The following is a 20234-nucleotide window of genomic DNA, read 5'->3' on the forward strand; positions in this document are numbered from 1 at the left end:
CCGCTGAGTGTGACGTTTCTGTGCTCGATCGGGCGATGTAGCGACAGAAACGTCACACTCAGCGGGGACGCTCGGCAGGTACGGGGTACAGGGGACGGGCGGCGGGGGACGGGTTCAGTTGGTCGACACGGTGACGGTGTCGCCTGGGGCCCGCGACACGGTCCAACCTTTCTGCGACGACGGTGCCCGCCAGGTGTGACGGTCGAAGGCGATCCGATTGATGCCCAGGTGCGACGCATTGGCGACGAGGTAGTGGGCGATCGCCCACCCGCGCGCGTTGACGTCGGCTCGACGACCGGTCAGCGGGTACGACGCGTCGTCGCCCGTCGTGGTCACGTCGATGGCACCGAATGACGCACCGACCTCATCGGTGACCTTCGTGATGCTCCCACCGCCCCGGGTGTTGACCTGACAGGTGAATTTCGCCGGACTGAAGCCGCGCAGTGCCGACGCCAGCGCTCGGGCATAGTCCTCGTGCTGGGCGTAGGCGCCGGGATGGCCCGACCGCTGCACCTTCTGCGCGGCGTCGGTGATGACCATCGACTCGTAGCCCCTGACCTTGACCAGCGCGTCGTAGAAGGCCCCGATCGAGTAGCGAGGGTCCTGCACCTGGGCGGCAGTGCCCCAGCCCTGCGACGGCCGCTGCTGGAAGAGCCCGAGGGAATCGCGGTCGCCGTAGTCGATGTTGTGGATCTTGGACTCCTGGAAGGCCGTCGCGATCGCGATCGTGGTGGCGCGGGGAGGCAGCCCGCGACGTTGCGCCATGGCTGCCATCAGCGCTGTCCACCGCCCCTGCTCGAGATCGATCTGGGTGCGCACGGACCCGACCTCGGCGACGCAGAACTCACTGCGGGTCGGCGTCCGGTCGCGCAGGACCGTGCTCACCAGCACGATCGAGACAAACAGCCCCAGCACCACGAACCAGCGGAACTTCATCGGCCTCCAGACGTCAGGATGACGCTAGTTGGCGTGCAGAGCGGAGTTGAGCTCGATGCCCGTCCGCTCTCCGCGCGGCCGCGCCTCGAGGGTGCCTGACTGGCTGTCGATCAGGAACAGGATGCCGTCCTGGCCGGACAGCTGGGACGCCTTGACGACACTGCCGTCGGGCATCGTGACCTTGGAGCCCGCCGTGACGTAGGTGCCGGCCGCGACGACGCAGTCGTTGCCGAGCGAGATGCCGATGCCGGCATTGGCGCCGATGAGACTGTTGTCGCCGACGCTGATGACCGTCGCACCGCCACCGGACAACGTGCCCATGATCGAAGCGCCACCGCCGACGTCCGACCCGTTGCCCACCGTGACGCCGGCCGAGATGCGGCCCTCGACCATCGCGGTGCCGTGAGTGCCCGCGTTGAAGTTGACGAACCCCTCGTGCATCACCGTGGTGCCCTCCGCGAGGTGTGCTCCGAGGCGTACCCGATCGGCGTCGGCGATGCGGACTCCCGACGGGACGACGTAGTCGGTCATGCGGGGAAACTTGTCGATGCTGGTGACCTGTACGTGGAGGCCGGCACCACGTGCTCGGGTACGGGTCGCCTCGAAGTCGGCGACCGCGCACGGCCCCAGCGAGCTCCACACGACATTGGTCAGGAGGCCGAAGACGCCATCGAGATTCTGCCCGTGGGGGGCGACGAGGCGGTGCGACAGCAGGTGCAGGCGTAGGTAGACGTCGAGAGCGTCGGTCGGCGGCTGCCGGAGGTCGGCGATCGTGGTGTGGACCACGATCTGCCGGGTCTGCCGGATCTCGTCGTCCCCTTCGAGGGCTTTGAGCTCGGGTGGCTCGGAGTCACTCTCGGGGACGGCACCGAGGCGGGGCCGGGGGTACCAGACGTCGAGCACGGTGCCGTCGGCGGTGAGCGTGGCAACGCCATAGGCGTGGGCGCCGGGATGATCGACAAGTGTCATGTCACCAACCTATCGAGTGGCCACGTCCCGCCAAGAATCCTGGGCCTCAACGCTTGGGCAGGCCGTCCTTGGTGCAGAGCGAGCCGATCTGGTCGGAACGGTCGGTCTTGATGTAGTTGAACATCCTGGGTGCCCGGTCCGGGTCCCACGTGACGGCCAGGTCGCGCAGCGGAACGGTGCAGTTGAGGCCCTTGCCCGACATGGCCGACGACAACGCGAGAGCAAACTTGCCGAGCGCTATCGGCCCGACATCGTCACCGATGCGCAACGAGCCTGACGCGCCCTGAGCGACGCTGACGTAGCGGAACGGGTTAAGGACGGTCCACGGTGACTTCACCTTGCCGGCGATCGAGCCGAGCACCTCCCGCTGGCTCTGGACCCGCTGGATGTCCTGCGTCGCGTACGAGTGCCGGTTGCGCGAGTAGGCGAGCGACGTCTTGCCATCCGCCTGCTGGCAACCCTTCTGGACGTCCAGGCCCGAGTCCTTGTCCTTGATGCGTTCCTTGGGACAGATCTCGATGCCGCCGAGGGAGTCGACGACCTTGACGAGCCCGCCGAACCCGACCTCGACGTAGTCGTCGACGCGGATGTCGGTGCTGGCCTCGACGGTGCGGACGAGCAGCTTCGGCCCGCCGATGGCGTACGCGGCGTTGATCTTCATGGTGCCGTAGCCGGGGATCTCGACGTTGGAGTCGCGCGGGACGGACAGCAGGACGCTGGGTCCGCTGCCGGTGTGCAGCAGCATGATCGTGTCGGTCCGGCCTCGTCCGCCGCTGTCGCCACCAGTGGAGAGATCCTTCTGCTCGGCCTTCGTCAGGCCGCGACGACTGTCAGACCCGACCAGGAGGTACGTCGTGCCGGGCTGGTCGTCAGGACGCCCGCTGGCGGGGGAGGCATCGACCTTGGCGATCTTGCCCCATGCCCAGATGGGGACCGCCACGAGGAAGATGATCCAGACGAGCACGAGGATGCCGGCGATGCGGCGGCCCTTGCGGCTCTTGCCGGAGCGGGGCGGCGCCTCGCCTCCGCGTCGGCCGCCGCCTGGCGGCGGCAGGTTGACCGGGGGGAGATCGGAGGCGCCGGGTCGCGGGGGGGCATCGGCGGGTTTGTCCTCGCCGTACAGCCATCCGTAGCTGCCGTCGGGACGCTGATCTGACATGCCCACGACCGTACCGGACCAACCCTGCGGAGCCGGGCAGTCGAACCCGGATGGTGCCGGGAAAATCGCGACGTCCTCGGCGCGCCCCTCAACCCCGGCTGGAGGGTTGTGGGGATACTGAGGACCGCCTCAGCCTTTTCCCCCGTGAGGACATCATGCCGTCTGACGTTCGCCCGAGTGTGCTGGGTGGCTCTTATGCCAACCCGGTCGATACCTCGGCCCGCATCCAGTTCCGCCGCGCCCTGACCCTCACGGCGATGACGCTTGTCATGCCCGGATCGGCTCAGCTGGTGAACGGCAACAAGAGGGTTGGACGCTTCGCCGTGCGCGTGTGGCTCGGTCTCCTCCTGGTGGCCGCGATCCTGGGCTTCCTCGCCCTGACGTCGCGCACGGGACTGTTCTCACTCCTGACCGACCCCCGGGTGCTGACTCTCGGACGGTGGGTACTGATCGCCGGTGCTGTCGCGTGGGTCGCCCTGCTGATCGATGCGTGGCGCCTCGGCCGACCGCTCGAGCTCGCCCGCCGCCACCGCCTGTGGATGACCGGCCTCAACGGCATGCTGTGCTTCGTCACGGCAGGGACCCTGTTCTTCGCCGCCCACCTCGTCAGCGTGCAGAGCTCTTTCATCGGCACCGTGTTCGCTTCTGAGACCGTCGCGAAGCCCTCGCAGGGCCGCTACAACGTCCTCCTCCTCGGTGGCGACTCCGGCCCCGACCGCAGCGGACTGCGACCCGACTCGCTGACGGTGGCGAGCATCGACAAGGAGACCGGCCGCACGGTGCTGATCGGGCTGCCCCGCAACCTGCAGGACATTCCCTTCCCCAAGGGCTCGGTCATGCACAAGCAGTTCCCGAAAGGCTTCGACTGTGAAGGTTGCGAGCTCAACGGCGTCAACACGTGGGCCAACGACCACGCCGCGCTCTTCAGCGAGAAGGACCCGGGCATCGACGCGACGATGGGCGCCGTCGAGGAGATCACGGGCCTGAAGCTCAGCTACCACGCCCTCGTCAACATGCACGGCTTCTCCAAGCTCGTCGACGCCGTCGGTGGCGTGACCATCGACGTCAAGCAGCGCACTGCCATCGGCGGCATCGGTTCGCCGATCCGCGGCTGGATCGAGGCGGGTACGCACAAGCTCGACGGTGACCAGGTGCTCTGGTACTCCCGCAGCCGTGTGCAGAACGACGACTTCTCCCGCATGGGCCGTCAGAAGTGCGTCATGAACGCCATGCTGCACCAGCTCAGCCCACGGAAGGTGTTGCTCAACGTGCAGAAGATCGCCACGTCCAGCAAGGCGCTGCTGACCACCAACATCCCGCAGCAGGACCTTGACGTCTTCATGGACCTCGCTCTGAAGGCCAAGACGCAGAAGGTCTCGACCGTGTCGCTCGTCCCGCCGGTGATCTTCACCGGCAACCCCGACTTCGACAAGGTCCGGCGGCTCGTCAGCAAGGCTGTCGACGAAGCAGAGGGCAAGGCGGTCGCGAAGTTCGGCATCACCAAGGCGAAGTTGTCCATGCCGAAGAAGGACGACGATCCCAAGGACCCGCGCAAGGCCAACCAGACGGCCGACCTCAGCGCGTCCTGCTGAGCGGGTGCAGCGCCCTGAGCGGGCGCTGAGATCTCGGCCGTGTTAATGTCCGCGCTCTGCGTCGGTGATACTGGTCATCCTGTCGGCCGCACCATCATCATGAGGACATATGTCGCATCGCGCGAGCATCTTGGGCCGCGGCTACGCGGACGGCCATCTCGACTCGCCGCGAGTCCGCTTCCGGCGTGCCCTGACCCTTGGCGTCCTGACGATCGTGGTCCCGGGTTCGGCGCAGATCGCCGTCGGTCGCAAGGCCATCGGCTGGCTCGCGTTGCTGACCTGGCTCGCCGCCCTGGTGGGCGGCGGGTACGCGCTCCACACCTACCGCGCCGACCGCGCCGAGGTGCTCGGATGGTTCACCAATCCTGACGTCCTCGTCATGGTCAGGGCCGCCATGGTGGTCGCGGTCGTGCTCTGGGTTGCGCTGTTCGTCGACGCCTGGCGACTCGCCTCGCCATTTCGCCTCACATTCTCGCGAGCCGTGATCGTCACGGTGCTCAACCTCGCCATCATCGCCGGGGTTGCGGGCTCGACGGCATATGCCTCGCAGCTCATCAAGGTCTCGAGGGACACCGTCACGCAGGTGTTCCATGAGACCAAGGTCTCCGAACCGCTCAAGGGCCGCTACAACATCCTGCTGGTGGGCTCCGATGCCCGCGCCGATCGCACGGGGGCGCGGCCCGACTCGCTGACCGTCGCGAGCATCGACACCGACACCGGCAAGGTTGTCCTCGTGTCGCTCCCACGCAACCTTCAGAATGTCCCGTTCTCAGCGGGGTCGCCGATGCGCACTCTTTATCCCAATGGCTACAACTGCGGCAGCGAGTGTTTGCTGAACGCCGTCGACGTGACGGCGTCAGGGCGACCTGATCTCTACCCCAACAGCAAGAATCCCGGGCTCGACGCGACGATCGAGGCGGTGCAAGGCGTCACTGACCTCAAGGTCAACTACTACGTCATGGTCAATCTCAACGGCTTCAAGGGCCTCGTCGACGCGGTGGGCGGCGTCAGGATGAACGTCAAGACCCGCATCGCGATGTTCGGTCACGACGACGCCTACAAGAATGTCTACATCGAGCCCGGCGATCAGAAGCTCAATGGCCAGAAGGCCCTCTGGTACGCGCGCAGCCGGGTGCAGTCCGACGACTACACCCGCATGGGCCGTCAGAAGTGCCTCATGGCGGCAATGGTCGACCAGCTCAGCCCGACGAAGGTCCTGACCAACGCGACCAAGATCGCCAAGTCGGGCAAGGAGCTCCTGAGCACCAACATCCCCGCGAGGGAGCTGGGTCTGTTCGCCGACCTCGCGCTGAGGTCACGGGGCGAGAAGATCCACACGGTGTCGATCGTGCCCCCGCAGTTCGACACCGTGACGCCCGACTTCCCCGCCATCCAGGCCGCCGTGCAGAAGGCGATCAACACGTCGGAGAAGATGCCCAGCACGACCGCGACAGCGCCGAAGAAGAGCGCGACCCCGACAGCCCCGGAGAAGGACAGCTCGGGTCGCGAGGCCAACACCACTGACGACCTGAACGCTGCCTGCTAGGCGTCCTGCTCGTCGTTGTAGGCGTTGATGACGTCGTTCGGCTCGCCGTCCATGACGAGCGTTCCCTGGTCGAGCCAGATGACCCGGCTGCACGTGTCGAGGATCGACTGCATCGAGTGGCTCACGAGGAACACCGTTCCGGCGTTGTCGCGGATCTCACGTATGCGCGCCTCGCTGCGCTGACGGAACTTGCGGTCGCCGACCGCGAGGGCCTCGTCGACGATCAGGATGTCGTGGGTCTGGACGCTGGCCAGTGCGAACTTGAGCCTCGCCGTCATGCCTGAGGAGTAGGCACGCATCGGTAGGTCGATGAACTTGTCGAGACCTGAGAACGTCACGATGTCCTCGTAGTTCTGCTCGATCTCCTTCATCGTGAACCCCATGGCCAAGCCGCCCAGGATGATGTTGCGCTCACCCGAGAGGTCCTTCATCAGCGCGGCACCAACGCCGAGGAGGCTGGGACGTGACGAGGCGTAGATCGCCCCCTTGCTGGTCTGGGTCAGGCCGACGATGGCGCGCATGAGCGTCGACTTGCCGGAGCCGTTGGTGCCGATGACGCCGATGCTGTCGTTCTCGTAGGCCGTGAACGACACGCCTCGTAGGGCGTGGACGGTGCGCATCTGCTTGCCGCGTCCTCGAAGCTGCACGGTCTTGCGATCGGCCGCGGTGGGCCGCTTTCCGGTGGCGAAGACCTTGTACTCGACGTGCACGTCATCGACGACGACGACCGGTTTGCGGCCTGCTGACGCTGGCGGGGGACTCGAGTCGGCTTCGACCTGCTGCGGATCGGGGACCTGCGTGGGTTGTTCGGCCGGGGTGGGTCGCGCTGACGCGGTGGGCTCGAGGGGCTCAGTCGGCACGGCCGTACCTTTCCTCGGCGCGCCAGAAGAACCAGACCCCGAACAGGAAGAGACCGATCGACCAGGCCGCCGCGCGTAGCCAGAACTGCTCGTTGACCGCATAGGTCGGCCCTTGGAGCAGCAACGAACGAGTGAGACTGAGGAACTCGTGGATGGGCTGCCAGTTGCTGATGCTGACGAGGAGCGGGTGCCCTTCGGTGGCCTGGGTGGTGGACGTCGCAGGCTTCGGCCCGAACCGCTGCTCGACGCTGAAGAAGATGCCCGTCGTGTAGAAGATGAGCCGGGTCAGGAACGGCAGGAAGTTGTTGAGGTCGCGCCAGTGCACAGAGAGGCGGGCGGTGACGAGGGCCAGGCCGCAGTTGAAGAGAAAGTACAAGGCGAACAACGGGATGATCAGCAGCCAGTGCAGCTGCGGAGGGGTGCCGCTGATCAGCAGGAACACCAGCATGATGCCGACGGTCGGCAGGAACTGCAGGAATCGTTGGGTCACGGCGGCGAGTGGCAGGACCATGCGTGGGAAGGCAAGGCTCTGCACCAGTGCCGCGTTGTTGGTGATGGCCTTGCCGCCGCTCGTCCAAGAGCTGGCGAAGAACTCGAACACGAAGACGCCGATGATGAGGAACTCGACGAAGTGGGGTGGCCGGCTCCCGGCGAGAAGGAAGCCGAAGATCGCGCCGTACACCAGCGCGTTGAGCAACGGCTTGAGGATGACCCAGAACATGCCGAGTGAGTTCTGCTGGTTCTCGGACTCGATCTTGAAGCGGGCCATCGAGTAGATGAACACCCGGCGCTGCCAGACCTCGGACACGTACTCCCGCAGGGGTGGCCGACCACCGACCCTGATCAGGCCCTCGGGCGCCACGTTCTCGACGGCTGTCATGTCGTGTTGTTGTCCCTACTGTTCAGACGGTCTGATCCGACGAGACCCCAGCCCGCTCGGCAACGTCGAGTGTAATGGATTGAATCAGCCCGGCAGTGCGCCCTCCTGCGCTGCCACGCGGGCGGTCTCCTCGGGTGTGGCTGAGGACACGATGACCAAGGACCCCCCTGCCAGGCAGGCCTGCACGATCAGGTCGGCGTCGCGGGCCGTCGTGCCGGGGGTGACGAGCAGGCGGTCGGCGTTCGGCCGAGCCGCTGCGAGGATGTCGGCGTGGCTGAGCCGGACGCCGCCCAGGTCGGATGCCAACGTCGAGGACTCCGGCGGATCGAGCGCCGAGAAGTGGTCGCCGTGCCCCGGAACCTCGGCGCCGACGTCGAGAAAGCCTTCGGGGGCGGTGGCGAACCTGGCTCCGAGCGGTCGCATCGACGCCGCCACGCGCATGGGCTCCGTGGCTCTGAGGTCGGGACCGCTGAGCCCGATGTCCGCGTCCGACTCGACGACCGCCGCGCCGACGCTCCACGCCGAGAGGATCCACACCGTCGTGAGCCAGTGGCTCGGCAACCCGATCCGGATTCGTGTGCCGCAAGAGGCATCGAGGTCGTCGACGAGGAAGTTGCTGGTCTTGGCCACCCAGTTGGCCGTCGTGGTGCCGCTGAGCTCGACCCGCTCTCCGGTCGAGAGGTCGTAATAGGTGAGCAGCGGCTGCGATGGATCGGGGAGCGCTGTGAGCAGTCGGTCGAGGGTCGTCAGTGGCCGGATCATGATGCGGCCAGCTGCCGGGCCCGAGCGAGCACCGCTGCCACCTCGGCCGGGACGGTCTCGGGTGATCCGGGGTCTGGTTCTGACAGGCCTGCCGCACGGATCAGTGCCGGCGGAGCCTCGTCGCGATGTTGGACCACCAGCACCGGGGTCGAGGGGTCGATCAGGTCGAGGAGCCCGGGTGTCCGCAGGACCGGGTCGATCGCGAGGGTTCGACTGCTCGGGCCGAGGACCACCAGGTCGGTGGCCTCGAGATCGGCTCGGGCAGCAGACGAGACCGACCAAGCCTCGGCGACCAGGACGACGTCCTGCACGTCATGATCACCCGGCGCTTCCAGCAGCTCTTCCACATGGATCGCATGGGGCCCATCGGCACCGACGACCACGACGTTCAGCTCGGCGCGATCGTCGCTCGACGGCAGCAGGGCGAAGCCCAGCGAACGTCGGCGGGCCGTCGCGGCGGTCGCCTCGGTCAGCGAATATCCGGCTCCGAGGAGCTCGGTGCGGATGAGCTGGACGGCGATGTCGGCGTCGGTCCGCCTCTGCGTGGAGCGCGAGTAGCCGAGATGCACGAGCTCGTCGGCGACCCCGTGGGTGGGCGGCGCGTCGCCGACCCCGAGCAGCCCGTCGAGATCGGGGCAGGACTTGAGCCCGGTCAGCCACCGGTCGCGAACCACCGGCGCGATCACGGTCAGGGTCTCGTCGGGCGTGAGGCCGGCGGCAAGGCCGCGGGCAAAAGGTGCGGCGTCGGCCCCGACTATCAGCGTGATGCGCATGAACCCCATTCTGTCGGGCGGGTGTTCTCTCGCGCCCGCAGGTGTCCATCAGGCGGGCGACACGCCGTAGTTTTCATGAATCTTGCCATTCGGCTTGACTTGTGGTGGGTGACAGGACTGTAATTTCATGTATGTCATTCGATCTGGTCCCGCCGCAAGAGCTCGACGAAGAACTGATGTGGCAGGAGCGTGCTCTCTGCGCCCAGACAGACCCTGAGGCATTCTTCCCTGAGAAGGGCGGATCTACGCGTGAGGCCAAGCGAGTGTGCCTCACGTGCGACGTCCGCGGAGAATGCCTCGACTACGCTCTCGCGCACGATGAGAGGTTCGGCATCTGGGGCGGTCTGTCCGAGCGTGAGCGCCGCAAGCTCAAGAAACGGGCCTGAAAGCCCGTCACCACTCGTCTACTAGGCTCACTCTTCGTGGACGAGAACGGAACGACGCTCCCAAGGCCCGTCGATCCGCCGACGGTGGGCGCGGTTCTCGTCACCCACAATGGCGCCCGCTGGCTGTCCAAGACCTTGGCGTCGTTCACCCAGATGTTCCAGGCCCCCACGGTGTGGGGGGTTGTTGACGTCAGCTCGACCGATGGCAGCGGTGAGCTGCTGCGCGAGTCGTTCGGTGCGGGGCGCATCACCTACGCACCCTCGGGAACTGGCTTCGGTGACGCCGTCCGCATCGGCCTCGAGTCGATGCCACGGACCGACTGGATCTGGCTGCTGCACGACGACTCCTCAGTGCTGCCGGGCACCCTCGCGGGGCTCCTCGACACCGCCACGTCGGCTCCCGACATCGCTGTGGTCGGACCCAAGATCAGGGAGTGGCCCTCGTTGCGGCGACTTCTCGAAGTCGGCCTCACCGTGACCGCCACGGGCTCGCGCGAGACGGGTCTGGAGACTGGCGAGCCAGACGCGGGACAGCACGACCGGCCGCGCGACGTCCTCGCCGTGAACACCGCCGGCATGCTCGTGCGCCGCGACGTCTGGGACGAGCTCGACGGGTTCGATCCCCATCTCCCGCTGTTCTTCGACGACATCGACTTCGGGTGGCGTGTGGCGCGGGCCGGCTACCGCACCGTCACGGCGCCGACCGCCGTCCTGTTCCACGCTGAGTCGAGCCGGCGTGGCACTCGCGTGCGCACCGCCGGTGACGTGCCTCACTGGGAGCAGCGCCGGGCCGCGCTCTACACGCTCCTTGCCAACACGACGATGCCTCGTTTCATGTGGCAGTACGTCCGCTTGTTCTTCGGCTCGTTGCTGCGGGTGCTCGGGCTGCTGATCGGCAAGGACCCCGAGGCCGCGAGCGACGAGCTCCTGGCCCTCCGCTCGGTCTACCTACGCCCCGGCCGGCTCGTCAGTGCGCGTCGTCTTCGTGCGGCGACGGCTCGACGCTCCCACCGACAGATCCGCGGCCTCTTTGCGCCGTTCTGGCTGCCTTACCAACATGGGCTCGATGCCTTCCGTGACACCGTCGCCGCACTCGTGCGACCCGAGGCGGTCGAGACCGTCGGCAGGCGATCAACGACGCTCGACCAGGCGCCTGACGAGGCGGTCGACCTCGAGAACGGGCCGTCGTTGCTGCAACGCCGTCCGTGGCTGGCCACGGTCCTGGCACTCGTGGTGCTGTCGATCATCGCGGGGCGCGGACTGCTCGGTGGCGGCCTTCACGGTGGGGCCCTGCCGCCCTCGCCCGACAGCGCCGGCGGCTGGTGGCAGCTGCTGTTCGAGGGGAGCCACGAGGTCGGGCTCGCCAGCTCGGCGTTGGCGCCGATCTTCGCCCTGCCGCTCGCCGCCGTTGCCACCCCGGTGTGGTTCCACCCGGGCCTGGTCATCACGGTCATGATGATCTTCGCGGTGCCGCTGGCGGCACTCTCCGCCCACCGCCTGGGACGGCTGATCAGCGACGACCGGATCGCCCGCATCGTCTGGGCCGTGTCTTACGCACTGTGCATCGTGGCCGTCGGCGCCGTCAGTCAGGGGCGAATCGGCACGGTCGTGGCGCTCGTCGTGCTGCCGATCATCGTCAACACGGCATGGCAGCTCGCCGAAGATCCCGGCTGGCAGCTGGGGCTGCGTCTCGGCATCTGGATCTCGCTCGCGGCGGCCTTCGCCCCGATCACCTTGGCGCTGAGCCTCGGAGGTCTGCTGATCCTTTGGTATGCCGAGGGCCGGTGGGTCCAGCGCCACCTCGTGATCTCTGCTCTGGTCCCTCTCGTCCTGCTTGGGCCGTGGCTGGCCCAGCGCGCTCTCCGCCCCTGGCGGGCCTGGTGGGAGGCCGGCTACCCGATTCCCGGCTCCGCCACTGTGTGGGACGTCGTGCTCGGGCGAGCCGGCGGGCCGGGCGCAGCTCCGTCGTGGCTCACCGTCTGCCTCCTCGGCCTGGCCGTGGCGGCTCTGATCCCGCGCAGCACTCGCACTGGTGTCCAGCTGGCCTGGCTCGTCGCGCTTCTCGGTCTCGGTGTGGCGCTGGCCGGCACGACGATGACGTACTCGACACAGTCCGGGCCCGCAGACATCACGCCGTGGGTCGGTGTCCCGACGGTGCTGTGGATGGGTGGTCTGGCCACCGCGGTCCTGCTTGCCGTGCCGGCCGCGCGCGCAGTGCCGCGTCCCGTGCTGGCGGGCCTCGTCGTGGCCGTTCTCGTCCTTCCGATCGGCACAGGTGCTTGGTGGCTCGTCCGGGGAGTAGCCGACCCGCTCGATGTCGGGCGCGCTTCGGTCGTGCCCGTGTTCCTGGCGGAGCGCCCGGGTGACACTCTTGTCGTCACGGGGAGCATCGCGCGCGGCGTCGACTTCCGCGTGGTCGCGGGCGACGGGCCGTACCTCGGCCAGGAGGCGGTCGCCGTCTCCTCCTCCGGTGCCGATGACCTCAGCGCCGTCGTGCGCCGCATCCTCGCAAAGGCCACCACCGCCGACGTCTCGGCACTCAGCAAGGCCGGCATCGACGCGATCTATGCCCCGGCGGCCGACCCCACGCTGGCCAACCGCATCGATGCGGCCCCCCAGCTCGTGCCGGCCGGCAGCGACCGTCCGGGCTCGCGCGTCTGGACGCTCTCGGTCGATCCGCGGCCGCAAACAGTCGCGACACCATGGTGGCACCGACCCCTGATCGGTGCGCAGGCATCGTTGTGGCTGGTGGCCATCGTGCTCACCGCCCCGGTCCGGCGACGCGACGACGTCCCTGACCCGCTCGGGGCCTCCGACGAGGAGGAGGTGACGGCATGAGGGACATCCGCGTCGCTCTTCTCCCGCTCGTGGCGGCTCTCCTTGTCGTCGCCGCCATGATGGCCTCGTCGTCCACGCCTGAGCGCGACCGACGACCCACGACCGTCGCCGTCACGCAGTCGTCCTACGCGTGCCCGGCAGGCTCGACCATCTCTGTCGCCGCCGGGCAGGTCACCGCCGGGACGTCGGCCACCACGAAGGTCGCGCCGGGCGGTGCGCCCGACCCTGCGCTCCAGGACGCGAAGTCGTGGCGCAACTCCGTCGTCGACGGGCAGGGAGTCATCGTGCAGCAGCAGGGCACCAGGTCCGGCGCCGTCGGTTTCTTCGCCGGTACCGCCACGAAGCAAGGTGGGGGCGGACTCGTCGTGGGTGGCTGCCCGGGTGTCGTCGACGACGCCTGGCTGCTGGGCCTCGGATCTGGTGCCAAACACTTCTCCACCCTGATCCTCACCAACCTCGGCGACTCGCCAGCAGCGGTCGACCTCTCCCTGTGGGGTCGGGTGGGACCCATCGACGCTGTCGATGCAGGCGGCATCGTGGTCAAGCCCTTCTCGGTTCGACGCATCGAGATCGCCGACCTTGCCGCCGGCGAGGCCGAGCTCGCGATCCACGTCCAACGGCGTCGCGGTTCCCTCTCAGCCGTCGTCAACGACTCGTCGACCTCGGCCTTCCGTGGCACCGAGCCGATCACCGCCACCTCCGCGCCTCGCCGCAGCCAGGTCGTCGGCGGGATCGTCGAAGGAACCGTCGGACGCACCCTCCTGCTGCTCAACCCGGGGAAGCAGACGGCTCGTGTCGACGCCCAGGTGATCGGCCCGAAGAACACCTTCGCCCCGTCGGGGCTCGCCAAGATCAAGGTCCCGGCAGGATCGCAGCGCGAGATCGTGGTGCCCCGGTCTGCTGGCTCGGGCAGCCAGGCGCTGCGGCTCACGTCAGACAGACCGGTCTCTGCGACCGTGCGGATGGCTCCGGACCCCAAGGACTACGCGTACGCCGAGTCGGTCCCGCCGCTGGCCGGACCGGCCGTCGTGCCGGTGGACGTGGGCAAGGGCATCAAGACACCTGATCTGGTGCTGACAGCACCCAAGGGCACGGCGACCGCCCGGTTGCAGGCGTTCGACGCCTCGATGAAGCCGCTCGCGTCCGCCTCCGTCACGGTCAAAGGCGGAACCACCCAGCACGTCGACACGGCGAAGGCGCTCAAGGCCAAGGGGGTTGCCTACATCGTTCTGCGCCCACGAGGCGACATCGTCGCGGCGGCGACGTACGTCGAGGGCGGTGGGAGGATCAGCTCACTCGCCCTGACCGCGGCGCCGCTGACGGCTCTCGGGCCACAGGTCCGCCCGGTCTCATGAGTCGGTCGCTCCTGCCAGTCCGCCCCCGCTAGTCAGGCCTCCGCGGGTCGAGATCGTCCGGAGAGATGTGCCAGACCTCCGACAGGCGGTCGAGGATGACCGACCACACGAGGTCCTCGAGCACATCGCGACTCCCAGCGCCGCGATGCGTGATGGGCATGCGGAACAGCACGACGCGTGAACCCCGCACGCTGGGCACGAGGATGCTGAGCGGCACCTCGTCGGTCCACTCCGGTGGCAGCATGGGCGCTTCCTCCACCACGAGGTCGACGTGGTCGGACTCGATCTCGAAGTGGTGGTCGAGCGCCGCCACGATGTCGCCGACCAGCCGGTCGAACGCCGCGCGCGGCGCGCGGTGCGCCGGCACGCTGCGGGGGGAGAGCGGGCCCGGCAGCGCCATGGGTCCTCGCGGACCGCGGCCCCGCCGATCACGCATGCGCCCGGGCCGTGGGCCGCTGATGAGCCCCTCCCAGCGTGAGATGTCTGCGCCGACGGGTCGATCCATCCGGTGAGCCTAACGCGCAGACGTGGCGCCGCCCGCTAGCCTCTCCTCGTGGGTGTGGTGAGACGATGCACGCGCTCGACGTGCTCCCAGACGGCAGTAGCGACGCTGACCTATGTCTATGCAGACCAGACCGCGGTGCTCGGTCCGCTCGCCACCTACGCCGAACCACACACGTACGACCTCTGTGTCGCCCATGCCGACCGCATGTCCGCGCCGCAGGGTTGGAACGTCCTGCGGCTGGCGCCCGACCCCGCCGCCGCGCCTCCCAACCACGATGATCTGCTCGCTCTCGCCGACGCGGTGCGCGAAGCGGGTCGCCCGGTGCCGCCGGTCCCCGACGGTCCGCCCTCCCTCCGACTCGTGAGGCCCGACTCGTGACCGTTTCCCGGCCGACCATCGACCCCAGGCTGGAGGCGGTGGTGAAGGCGTACGACGTGCGCGGCCGCTCGCCCGAACAGCTTGACCCCACGCTGACGCGTGCCCTCGGCGAGGCGTTCGCGCTCGAGACCGGTGTCGACAGCGCCACCGTCGAGGGCGGAGGAACGGTCGTCATCGGTCACGACATGCGCGACACCTCACCTGACCTCGTGGCAGCATTTTCCGACGGGGTGCGTGCCCGCGGAGGCAACGTCATCGGCATAGGACTGGCCTCCACCGACCTTCTCTACTTCGCGTCCGGAGACCTCGATCTGCCCGGCGCGATGATCACCGCGAGCCACAACCCCGCCGCTTACAACGGCATCAAGCTGTGCCGAGCCGGCGCGCGACCGATCGGCTACGACAGTGGCCTGTCGACGATCGCTGAGACGGCCACGTCCATCCTGACCGATTCTGATGTGCAGGCGGCACCGCTCGCCGGCACCTACCGGGAGCTCGACGCGCTCAGTCGCTACGCCGCTTACCTGCACGAGATCGTCCCGGTCCCGCCCGCTCGCCGCCTGCGGGTCGTCGCCGACGCTGGCAACGGCATGGCGGGGCACACTGTTCCCTCGGTGTTCGCGACGCTCAACGTCGACCTCACCCCGATGTACTTCGAGCTCGATGGCACCTTCCCGAACCACGACGCCAACCCTCTCGATCACAGCACCCTGGTCGACCTCCAGACCAAGGTGCGCGAGGTGGGCGCAGACATCGGGCTGGCCTTCGACGGCGACGCTGACCGGTGCTTCGTGGTCGACGAACGCGGCGACGTCGTGTCGCCATCGGCCATCACCGCGCTGATCGCCGCTCGCGCGTTGGTGACCACCCCGGGCGCGACGATCCTTCACAACGTCATCACGTCGCGTGCCGTGCCCGAGATCATCGCCGAGAATGGAGGCATCGCGGTCCGTACCCCCGTGGGCCACTCGCTCATCAAGGCCGAGATGGCGCGCACGGGCGCGGTCTTCGGCGGCGAGCACTCGGGACACTTCTACTTCAAGGACTTCTTCCTCGCCGACTCCGGCATGATCGCGGCACTGCACGTCATGGCGGCGCTGGCCGAGACAGACGGCACGGTCTCAGGCCTGATGGCCGAGTACGAGCGGTATGTCTCCTCCGGTGAGATCAACAGCACGGTCGACGACGCGCCCGCTGTCCTCGCCGAGCTCGCGCGGGTCTACACAGATCTGCCGCAGGACACCCTTGACGGCCTGACCGTGACGAGCGACTCATGGTGGTTCAACGTGCGCGCGTCGAACACCGAGCCGCTCCTGCGGCTCAACGTCGAGGGTGATGACGACGCCACCATGGCGCGAGTGCGCGACGAGGTCCTGGCGATCATCCGCGCCTAGCTCGGCGGTCTCGTCGCCAGCGGTGGTTCAGCGTCCACGATCGCCACGGGGGCGGACGCCGTGCAGACGAGGCAGAGGCGCGCGGCACGGCACGCATAGGATGGGCGCATGAATCTTGATCCTGCCCTGCTTGAGATCCTCGTGTGCCCGCAGTGTCGGGCCACCTTGTTCGTCGACGACGAGGCGAGCGAGCTCGTCTGCAACGCGTGCGCCCTTGCCTACCCCGTTCGCCGCGACATTCCCGTGATGCTCGTCGACGAGGCGCGGGCACTCTCTTGACCAGGGCCTCCAGCGCGCCCGACATGGCCTGCTGATGTCGACCGAAGGCGGCACCAAGGCGGTCGTCGCGGCGCTCCTGGCCAACACCGGCATCGCGGTCACCAAGTTCATCGCCTTTCTCCTGACCGGCTTCTCCTCGATGCTGGCCGAGTCCATCCACTCGCTCGCTGATGCCGGAAATCAGGGCCTGCTGCTGCTGGGCGGCAAACGCTCACAGCGCGAGGCCTCCGAGGAGCACCCGTTCGGGTACGGACGCGAGCGCTACATCTATGCGTTCATCGTGTCGATCGTGCTGTTCAGCCTCGGTGGACTGTTCGCGCTCTACGAGGCCTATCACAAGTTTCACGAGCTCCAAGGTGGCCACGGGGGCGACTCGCTCCAGAGCAAGTGGCGTCTCGTCCCTCTCGGGGTCCTCGCGGTGGCAATCGTGCTCGAGTCGCTGTCGTTCCGCACCGCGCTGATCGAGGGCAACAAGGTCCGCGGCGAGCAGGGCTGGTGGTCGTTCATTCGCCGGGCCAAGGCACCGGAGCTTCCGGTCATCTTGCTGGAGGACTTCGCCGCACTGGTCGGCCTCGTCGTCGCGTTCACGGCGGTCGGGCTCTCGCTGATCACCCAGAACGCCTACTTCGACGTCGGCGGCACCGGGTTCATCGGCGTCCTTCTCATCGTGGTGGCGGTCATCCTCGCGATCGAGGTCAAGAGCCTGCTGATCGGTGAATCGGCCACCCGGAAGTCGATCGCACAGATGCGGGAGGCGATCGAGAGCACCCCGGGCGTGACGCAGATCATCCACATGAAGACCCTGCACATCGCTCCCGAGGAGCTGCTCGTCGCGGTCAAGATCGGCATCGATGCGGGTGCGACGGGTGCGGAGGTTGCGGCGGTGATCGATGCGGCCGAACGCAACATCAGGGCTGCAGAACCCATGGCCCAGCAGGTGTTCCTCGAGCCCGATGTGTTCCGCTCCGATCACGTGCCTGACGCGCGCCCCGAAGTCCCGACGGCACCTTCCCACTAGTTCCCTCCTCCAGAGGGCTAGACGGGCCGGAGGCCGAGGGTCCTGGGCTGTGCCAGCGACCGCCCCACCTCCCTCGTCGGGGGCGGTGCTTCCGCGCGCGAGTCAGGCGTAGGGGGGTGTGGCGATCGGGTCGAGCACCTCGGTGACGTCGGGGTCGCCTGCATCGGCGAGGTAGTCACTCGGATGCGTGTGGTCGTCGCCGGCCGACACGTTGAGCGCACGGAACACGTACGTGCCACCGACGGCCACGATCAGGTTGAGCACCAGCGCTGTGATGCCGAAGTAGATGAGGTTCTGGCTGAGGTCGACACCGAACACCTCCAGCGGTCCGACCGACCCACCGAAGTGTGAGCCCGGGTCGCCGATGACCTCTTTGTTGTAGGCCGCAATGGTGCCCCAGATCATGCCGACGGCCCACCCCGAGAGCAGCGCGTACCGGTGCAACCACCGCGTGTAGAGGCCGATCACGATGGCGGGCAGCGTCTGCAGGATCCAGATGCCACCGAGCAGCTGCAGGTTGATGGCGAATTCGTTGGGGAGGGCCAGCACGAACATCAGGGCGCCGAACTTCACCAGCAGGCTCGCGACCTTGCTCTGCTTGGCTTCCTGGGCGTCTGTCGCGTCCGGATTGATGTAGGCCTTGTAGATGTTGCGGGTCCACAGGTTGGCCGCGGCGATCGACATGATCGCGGCCGGCACGAAGGCGCCGATCGCGATGGCTGCGAACGCCACGCCCGCGAACCACGGCGAGAACTCCTGCTCGAACAGCTGCGGGATCGCGAGCTGCGGATTCGTGACCTGGATACCCGCGGCGATGGCGACCAGCCCCAGCAGTGCCAGGAGCCCGAGCAGGAACGAGTAGGCCGGCAGCAGGGCAGCGTTGCGCCGGATGATGTTGCGGTTCTTCGTCGACAGCACGGCGGTGACCGAGTGCGGGTACATGAACAACGCCAGCGCCGAACCGAGCGACAGGGAGGCGTAGGCCCATTGCGACACCCCGAGCTCGGGAATCAGCCCCTTGCCCGACGCCTGGCCCGAGGCGATGGCGTCGGCCTTGTCGGCGTTGAACGTGTCGAAGGCCTTGCCCGCGGAGTCGAAGATGCCGCTCCAGCCGCCAAGCTGCGTGGGCAGGTAGATCACCGCGACGATGATCACGAGATAGATCAACGTGTCCTTGACGAACGCAATGAGCGCTGGCGCACGGAGGCCCGACGAATAGGTGTAGGCGGCGAGGACGGCGAACGCGACGAAGAGCGGGAGGTCCTTGCGGAACCATCCGGCGCTGTCCCCACCCCCGAGACCGATGACGTCGAGGACGGCCTGGATGCCCACGAGCTGCAGCGCGATGTAGGGCAGCGTCGCCAGGATGCCGGTGAACGCGATGGCAAGCGACAGCGACTTGGAATCGAACCGGCCGTGCACGAAGTCTGCCGGTGTGACGTACGACCGGCGGTGCGAGACCGACCACAGCCGCGGCAAGAAGATGAAGATCATGGGGTAGAGGATGATCGTGTAGGGCACGGCGAAGAAGCCCGTGACGCTGCCGGCGTAGAGGGTGGCCGGCACCGCGATGAACGTGTAGGCGGTGTAGATGTCGCCGCCGATCAGGAACCAGGCGATGAACGTGCCGAAGCTGCGCCCGCCGAGCCCCCACTCGTCGAGGTTGTCCATCGTCCCGACCTTGCGCCAGCGGGCTGCGACAAACCCGAGCACCGTGACGAGGCCGAAGAAGAAGAGGAAGACAGTCAGCGCAATCGGGTCGACGTCGTTCACCGGTCACCCTTCTTCTTGCCATCGTGGCTGAGTCCCTCGGCCGCGCGCCGCTGGCGTTCGTGAGCCAGCACGAGGCGCAACGCCAGCGACGTGAGCACGACCGAGACGAGCACCAGGACGAACTGGTACCAGAAGAAGAACGGGACCCCGCCCAGCACGGGCTCGGTCCTGGCATAGGTGGAGACGAGCAGCGGCAGGATGACGGCCACGGCCAGGGCTGCTCCGGCTATGACGAGCAGGCCCCGTCGAGGCGGCATGTGTTCGGGCATGTTGGCGATCCCCCCGGATCCATCAGGCCGTGACCCCTGTCACAACATCTCGGCACAGTATGCCCGGACGCGCTGCGGGGAGAGGTGGGCGGCCCTGCCGAGGGCTGGTCAATTCGGCGTGATCGTCTACCCGCCGGTAGAGTCGGCGGCATGGACTATAACGTCGCTGACCTTTCTCTCGCCGCCTACGGTCGCGCCGAGATCAACCTCGCTGAGCACGAGATGCCGGGCCTCATGGCCATGCGTGAGCGCTACGGCAAGAGCAAGCCGCTCTCCGGAGCCAAGATCGCCGGCTCGCTGCACATGACCATCCAGACAGCTGTCCTGATCGAGACCCTCGTGGATCTCGGCGCGGATGTCCGCTGGGCCAGCTGCAACATCTTCTCGACCCAGGACCACGCTGCGGCGGCCATCGTCGTCGGCCGCGACGGCACCGCCGAGGAGCCCAATGGCATCCCGGTGTTCGCATGGAAGGGTGAGACTCTCGGCGAGTACTGGGACCTCGCCGAGCAGATCCTGATCTGGCCGAACGGCGAGTTCGCCAACATGATCCTCGACGACG

The 20234-nt window shown here is 67.6% G+C and carries 20 protein-coding genes; 10 read left to right on the forward strand and 10 right to left on the reverse strand.

All coding sequences use genetic code 11. The annotated features are described in order from the left end of the window. Nucleotides 1–114 precede the first annotated feature (114 nt). The 3 genes from H7290_RS11125 to H7290_RS11135 are packed head-to-tail and all read right to left on the reverse strand — an operon-like array spanning nt 115 to nt 3064. Nucleotides 115–936: a hypothetical protein gene (locus H7290_RS11125; RefSeq protein ID WP_290514083.1), complete on the reverse strand. Its 822-nt coding sequence runs from the start codon at nt 934–936 to the stop codon at nt 115–117. A 24-nt stretch (nt 937–960) separates the two neighbouring features. Beyond that, nucleotides 961–1905: a 2,3,4,5-tetrahydropyridine-2,6-dicarboxylate N-succinyltransferase gene (gene dapD / locus H7290_RS11130; protein WP_290514084.1), complete on the reverse strand. Its 945-nt coding sequence runs from the start codon at nt 1903–1905 to the stop codon at nt 961–963. A gap of 46 nt (nt 1906–1951) precedes the next feature. Further along, a complete protein-coding gene (locus H7290_RS11135) occupies nt 1952–3064 on the reverse strand; it encodes an LCP family protein (RefSeq protein WP_290514085.1) in 1113 nt (370 codons plus the stop codon). A gap of 155 nt (nt 3065–3219) precedes the next feature. Here H7290_RS11135 and H7290_RS11140 point away from each other — a divergent pair, with 155 nt between their 5' ends. Both H7290_RS11140 and H7290_RS11145 read left to right on the forward strand, forming a co-directional pair. After that, on the forward strand, nt 3220–4656 hold the full coding sequence (locus H7290_RS11140; RefSeq protein ID WP_290514086.1) for an LCP family protein: 1437 nt from the start codon (nt 3220–3222) through the stop codon (nt 4654–4656). Between the two features lie 109 nt (nt 4657–4765). After that, nucleotides 4766–6202, forward strand: a complete 1437-nt coding sequence (locus H7290_RS11145) for an LCP family protein (RefSeq protein WP_290514087.1) — start codon at nt 4766–4768, stop codon at nt 6200–6202. On the opposite strand, the gene H7290_RS11150 is transcribed toward H7290_RS11145, so the two are convergent. From H7290_RS11150 to H7290_RS11165, 4 genes are all read right to left on the reverse strand, one after another. Beyond that, nucleotides 6199–7062 (reverse strand): ABC transporter ATP-binding protein, encoded by an 864-nt coding sequence (locus tag H7290_RS11150; protein ID WP_290514088.1) that lies wholly within the window; start codon nt 7060–7062, stop codon nt 6199–6201. The genes H7290_RS11145 and H7290_RS11150 overlap by 4 nt on opposite strands. Continuing rightward, nucleotides 7052–7942: an ABC transporter permease gene (locus H7290_RS11155; protein ID WP_290514089.1), complete on the reverse strand. Its 891-nt coding sequence runs from the start codon at nt 7940–7942 to the stop codon at nt 7052–7054. The genes H7290_RS11150 and H7290_RS11155 overlap by 11 nt, the downstream gene beginning before the upstream one ends. An 84-nt stretch (nt 7943–8026) precedes the next feature. Then, nucleotides 8027–8704 carry a TIGR03089 family protein gene (locus H7290_RS11160; RefSeq protein ID WP_290514090.1) on the reverse strand — a complete coding sequence of 226 codons (678 nt, stop codon included), beginning with the start codon at nt 8702–8704 and terminating at the stop codon, nt 8027–8029. Continuing rightward, entirely contained in the window at nt 8701–9477 is a 777-nt protein-coding gene (locus tag H7290_RS11165) for a 2-phospho-L-lactate transferase CofD family protein (RefSeq protein ID WP_290514091.1), read from the reverse strand. The genes H7290_RS11160 and H7290_RS11165 overlap by 4 nt, the downstream gene beginning before the upstream one ends. A gap of 131 nt (nt 9478–9608) precedes the next feature. On the opposite strand from H7290_RS11165, the gene H7290_RS11170 reads away from it, so the two are divergent. Genes H7290_RS11170 through H7290_RS11180 form a run of 3 tightly spaced genes read left to right on the forward strand, consistent with a single transcriptional unit; the run spans nt 9609 to nt 14056 of the window. Then, nucleotides 9609–9863, forward strand: a complete 255-nt coding sequence (locus tag H7290_RS11170; protein WP_290514092.1) for a WhiB family transcriptional regulator — start codon at nt 9609–9611, stop codon at nt 9861–9863. 36 nt (nt 9864–9899) lie between these two features. Continuing rightward, complete coding sequence (locus tag H7290_RS11175; RefSeq protein ID WP_290514093.1) at nt 9900–12701, forward strand: glycosyltransferase family 2 protein; 2802 nt, start codon at nt 9900–9902, stop codon at nt 12699–12701. Then, complete coding sequence (locus tag H7290_RS11180; protein WP_290514094.1) at nt 12698–14056, forward strand: DUF5719 family protein; 1359 nt, start codon at nt 12698–12700, stop codon at nt 14054–14056. The genes H7290_RS11175 and H7290_RS11180 overlap by 4 nt, the downstream gene beginning before the upstream one ends. Before the next feature lie 28 nt (nt 14057–14084). Here the strand turns inward: H7290_RS11180 and H7290_RS11185 are convergent, their stop codons facing one another. Next, nucleotides 14085–14561: a metallopeptidase family protein gene (locus H7290_RS11185; RefSeq protein ID WP_290514095.1), complete on the reverse strand. Its 477-nt coding sequence runs from the start codon at nt 14559–14561 to the stop codon at nt 14085–14087. 48 nt (nt 14562–14609) lie between these two features. On the opposite strand from H7290_RS11185, the gene H7290_RS11190 reads away from it, so the two are divergent. From H7290_RS11190 to H7290_RS11205, 4 genes are all read left to right on the forward strand, one after another. Then, nucleotides 14610–14939, forward strand: a complete 330-nt coding sequence (locus H7290_RS11190; protein WP_290514096.1) for a DUF3499 domain-containing protein — start codon at nt 14610–14612, stop codon at nt 14937–14939. After that, the gene (locus tag H7290_RS11195; protein WP_290514097.1) at nt 14936–16333 is read left to right on the forward strand and encodes a phosphomannomutase/phosphoglucomutase; all 1398 of its coding nucleotides are present in this window, start codon (nt 14936–14938) and stop codon (nt 16331–16333) included. The genes H7290_RS11190 and H7290_RS11195 overlap by 4 nt, the downstream gene beginning before the upstream one ends. Before the next feature lie 108 nt (nt 16334–16441). Beyond that, complete coding sequence (locus tag H7290_RS11200) at nt 16442–16612, forward strand: Trm112 family protein (protein ID WP_290514098.1); 171 nt, start codon at nt 16442–16444, stop codon at nt 16610–16612. Between the two features lie 34 nt (nt 16613–16646). After that, the gene (locus tag H7290_RS11205) at nt 16647–17630 is read left to right on the forward strand and encodes a cation diffusion facilitator family transporter (RefSeq protein WP_290514099.1); all 984 of its coding nucleotides are present in this window, start codon (nt 16647–16649) and stop codon (nt 17628–17630) included. Between the two features lie 102 nt (nt 17631–17732). Here the strand turns inward: H7290_RS11205 and mctP are convergent, their stop codons facing one another. Together mctP and H7290_RS11215 are read right to left on the reverse strand one after the other, a co-directional pair. Beyond that, entirely contained in the window at nt 17733–19403 is a 1671-nt protein-coding gene (gene mctP / locus H7290_RS11210; RefSeq protein ID WP_290514100.1) for a monocarboxylate uptake permease MctP, read from the reverse strand. Then, nucleotides 19400–19672, reverse strand: coding sequence for a DUF3311 domain-containing protein (locus tag H7290_RS11215; protein ID WP_290514101.1), 273 nt, complete (start codon nt 19670–19672; stop codon nt 19400–19402). Before H7290_RS11215 ends, mctP begins: the two co-directional genes overlap by 4 nt. A gap of 150 nt (nt 19673–19822) precedes the next feature. Between H7290_RS11215 and H7290_RS11220 the strand changes: the two genes are divergently transcribed. Next, the coding region (locus H7290_RS11220; RefSeq protein WP_290514102.1) for an adenosylhomocysteinase at nt 19823–20234 on the forward strand (412 nt) is incomplete at its 3' end.

Source organism: Aeromicrobium sp. (assembly GCF_014378035.1).
Taxonomy (GTDB): Bacteria; Actinomycetota; Actinomycetes; order Propionibacteriales; family Nocardioidaceae; genus Aeromicrobium.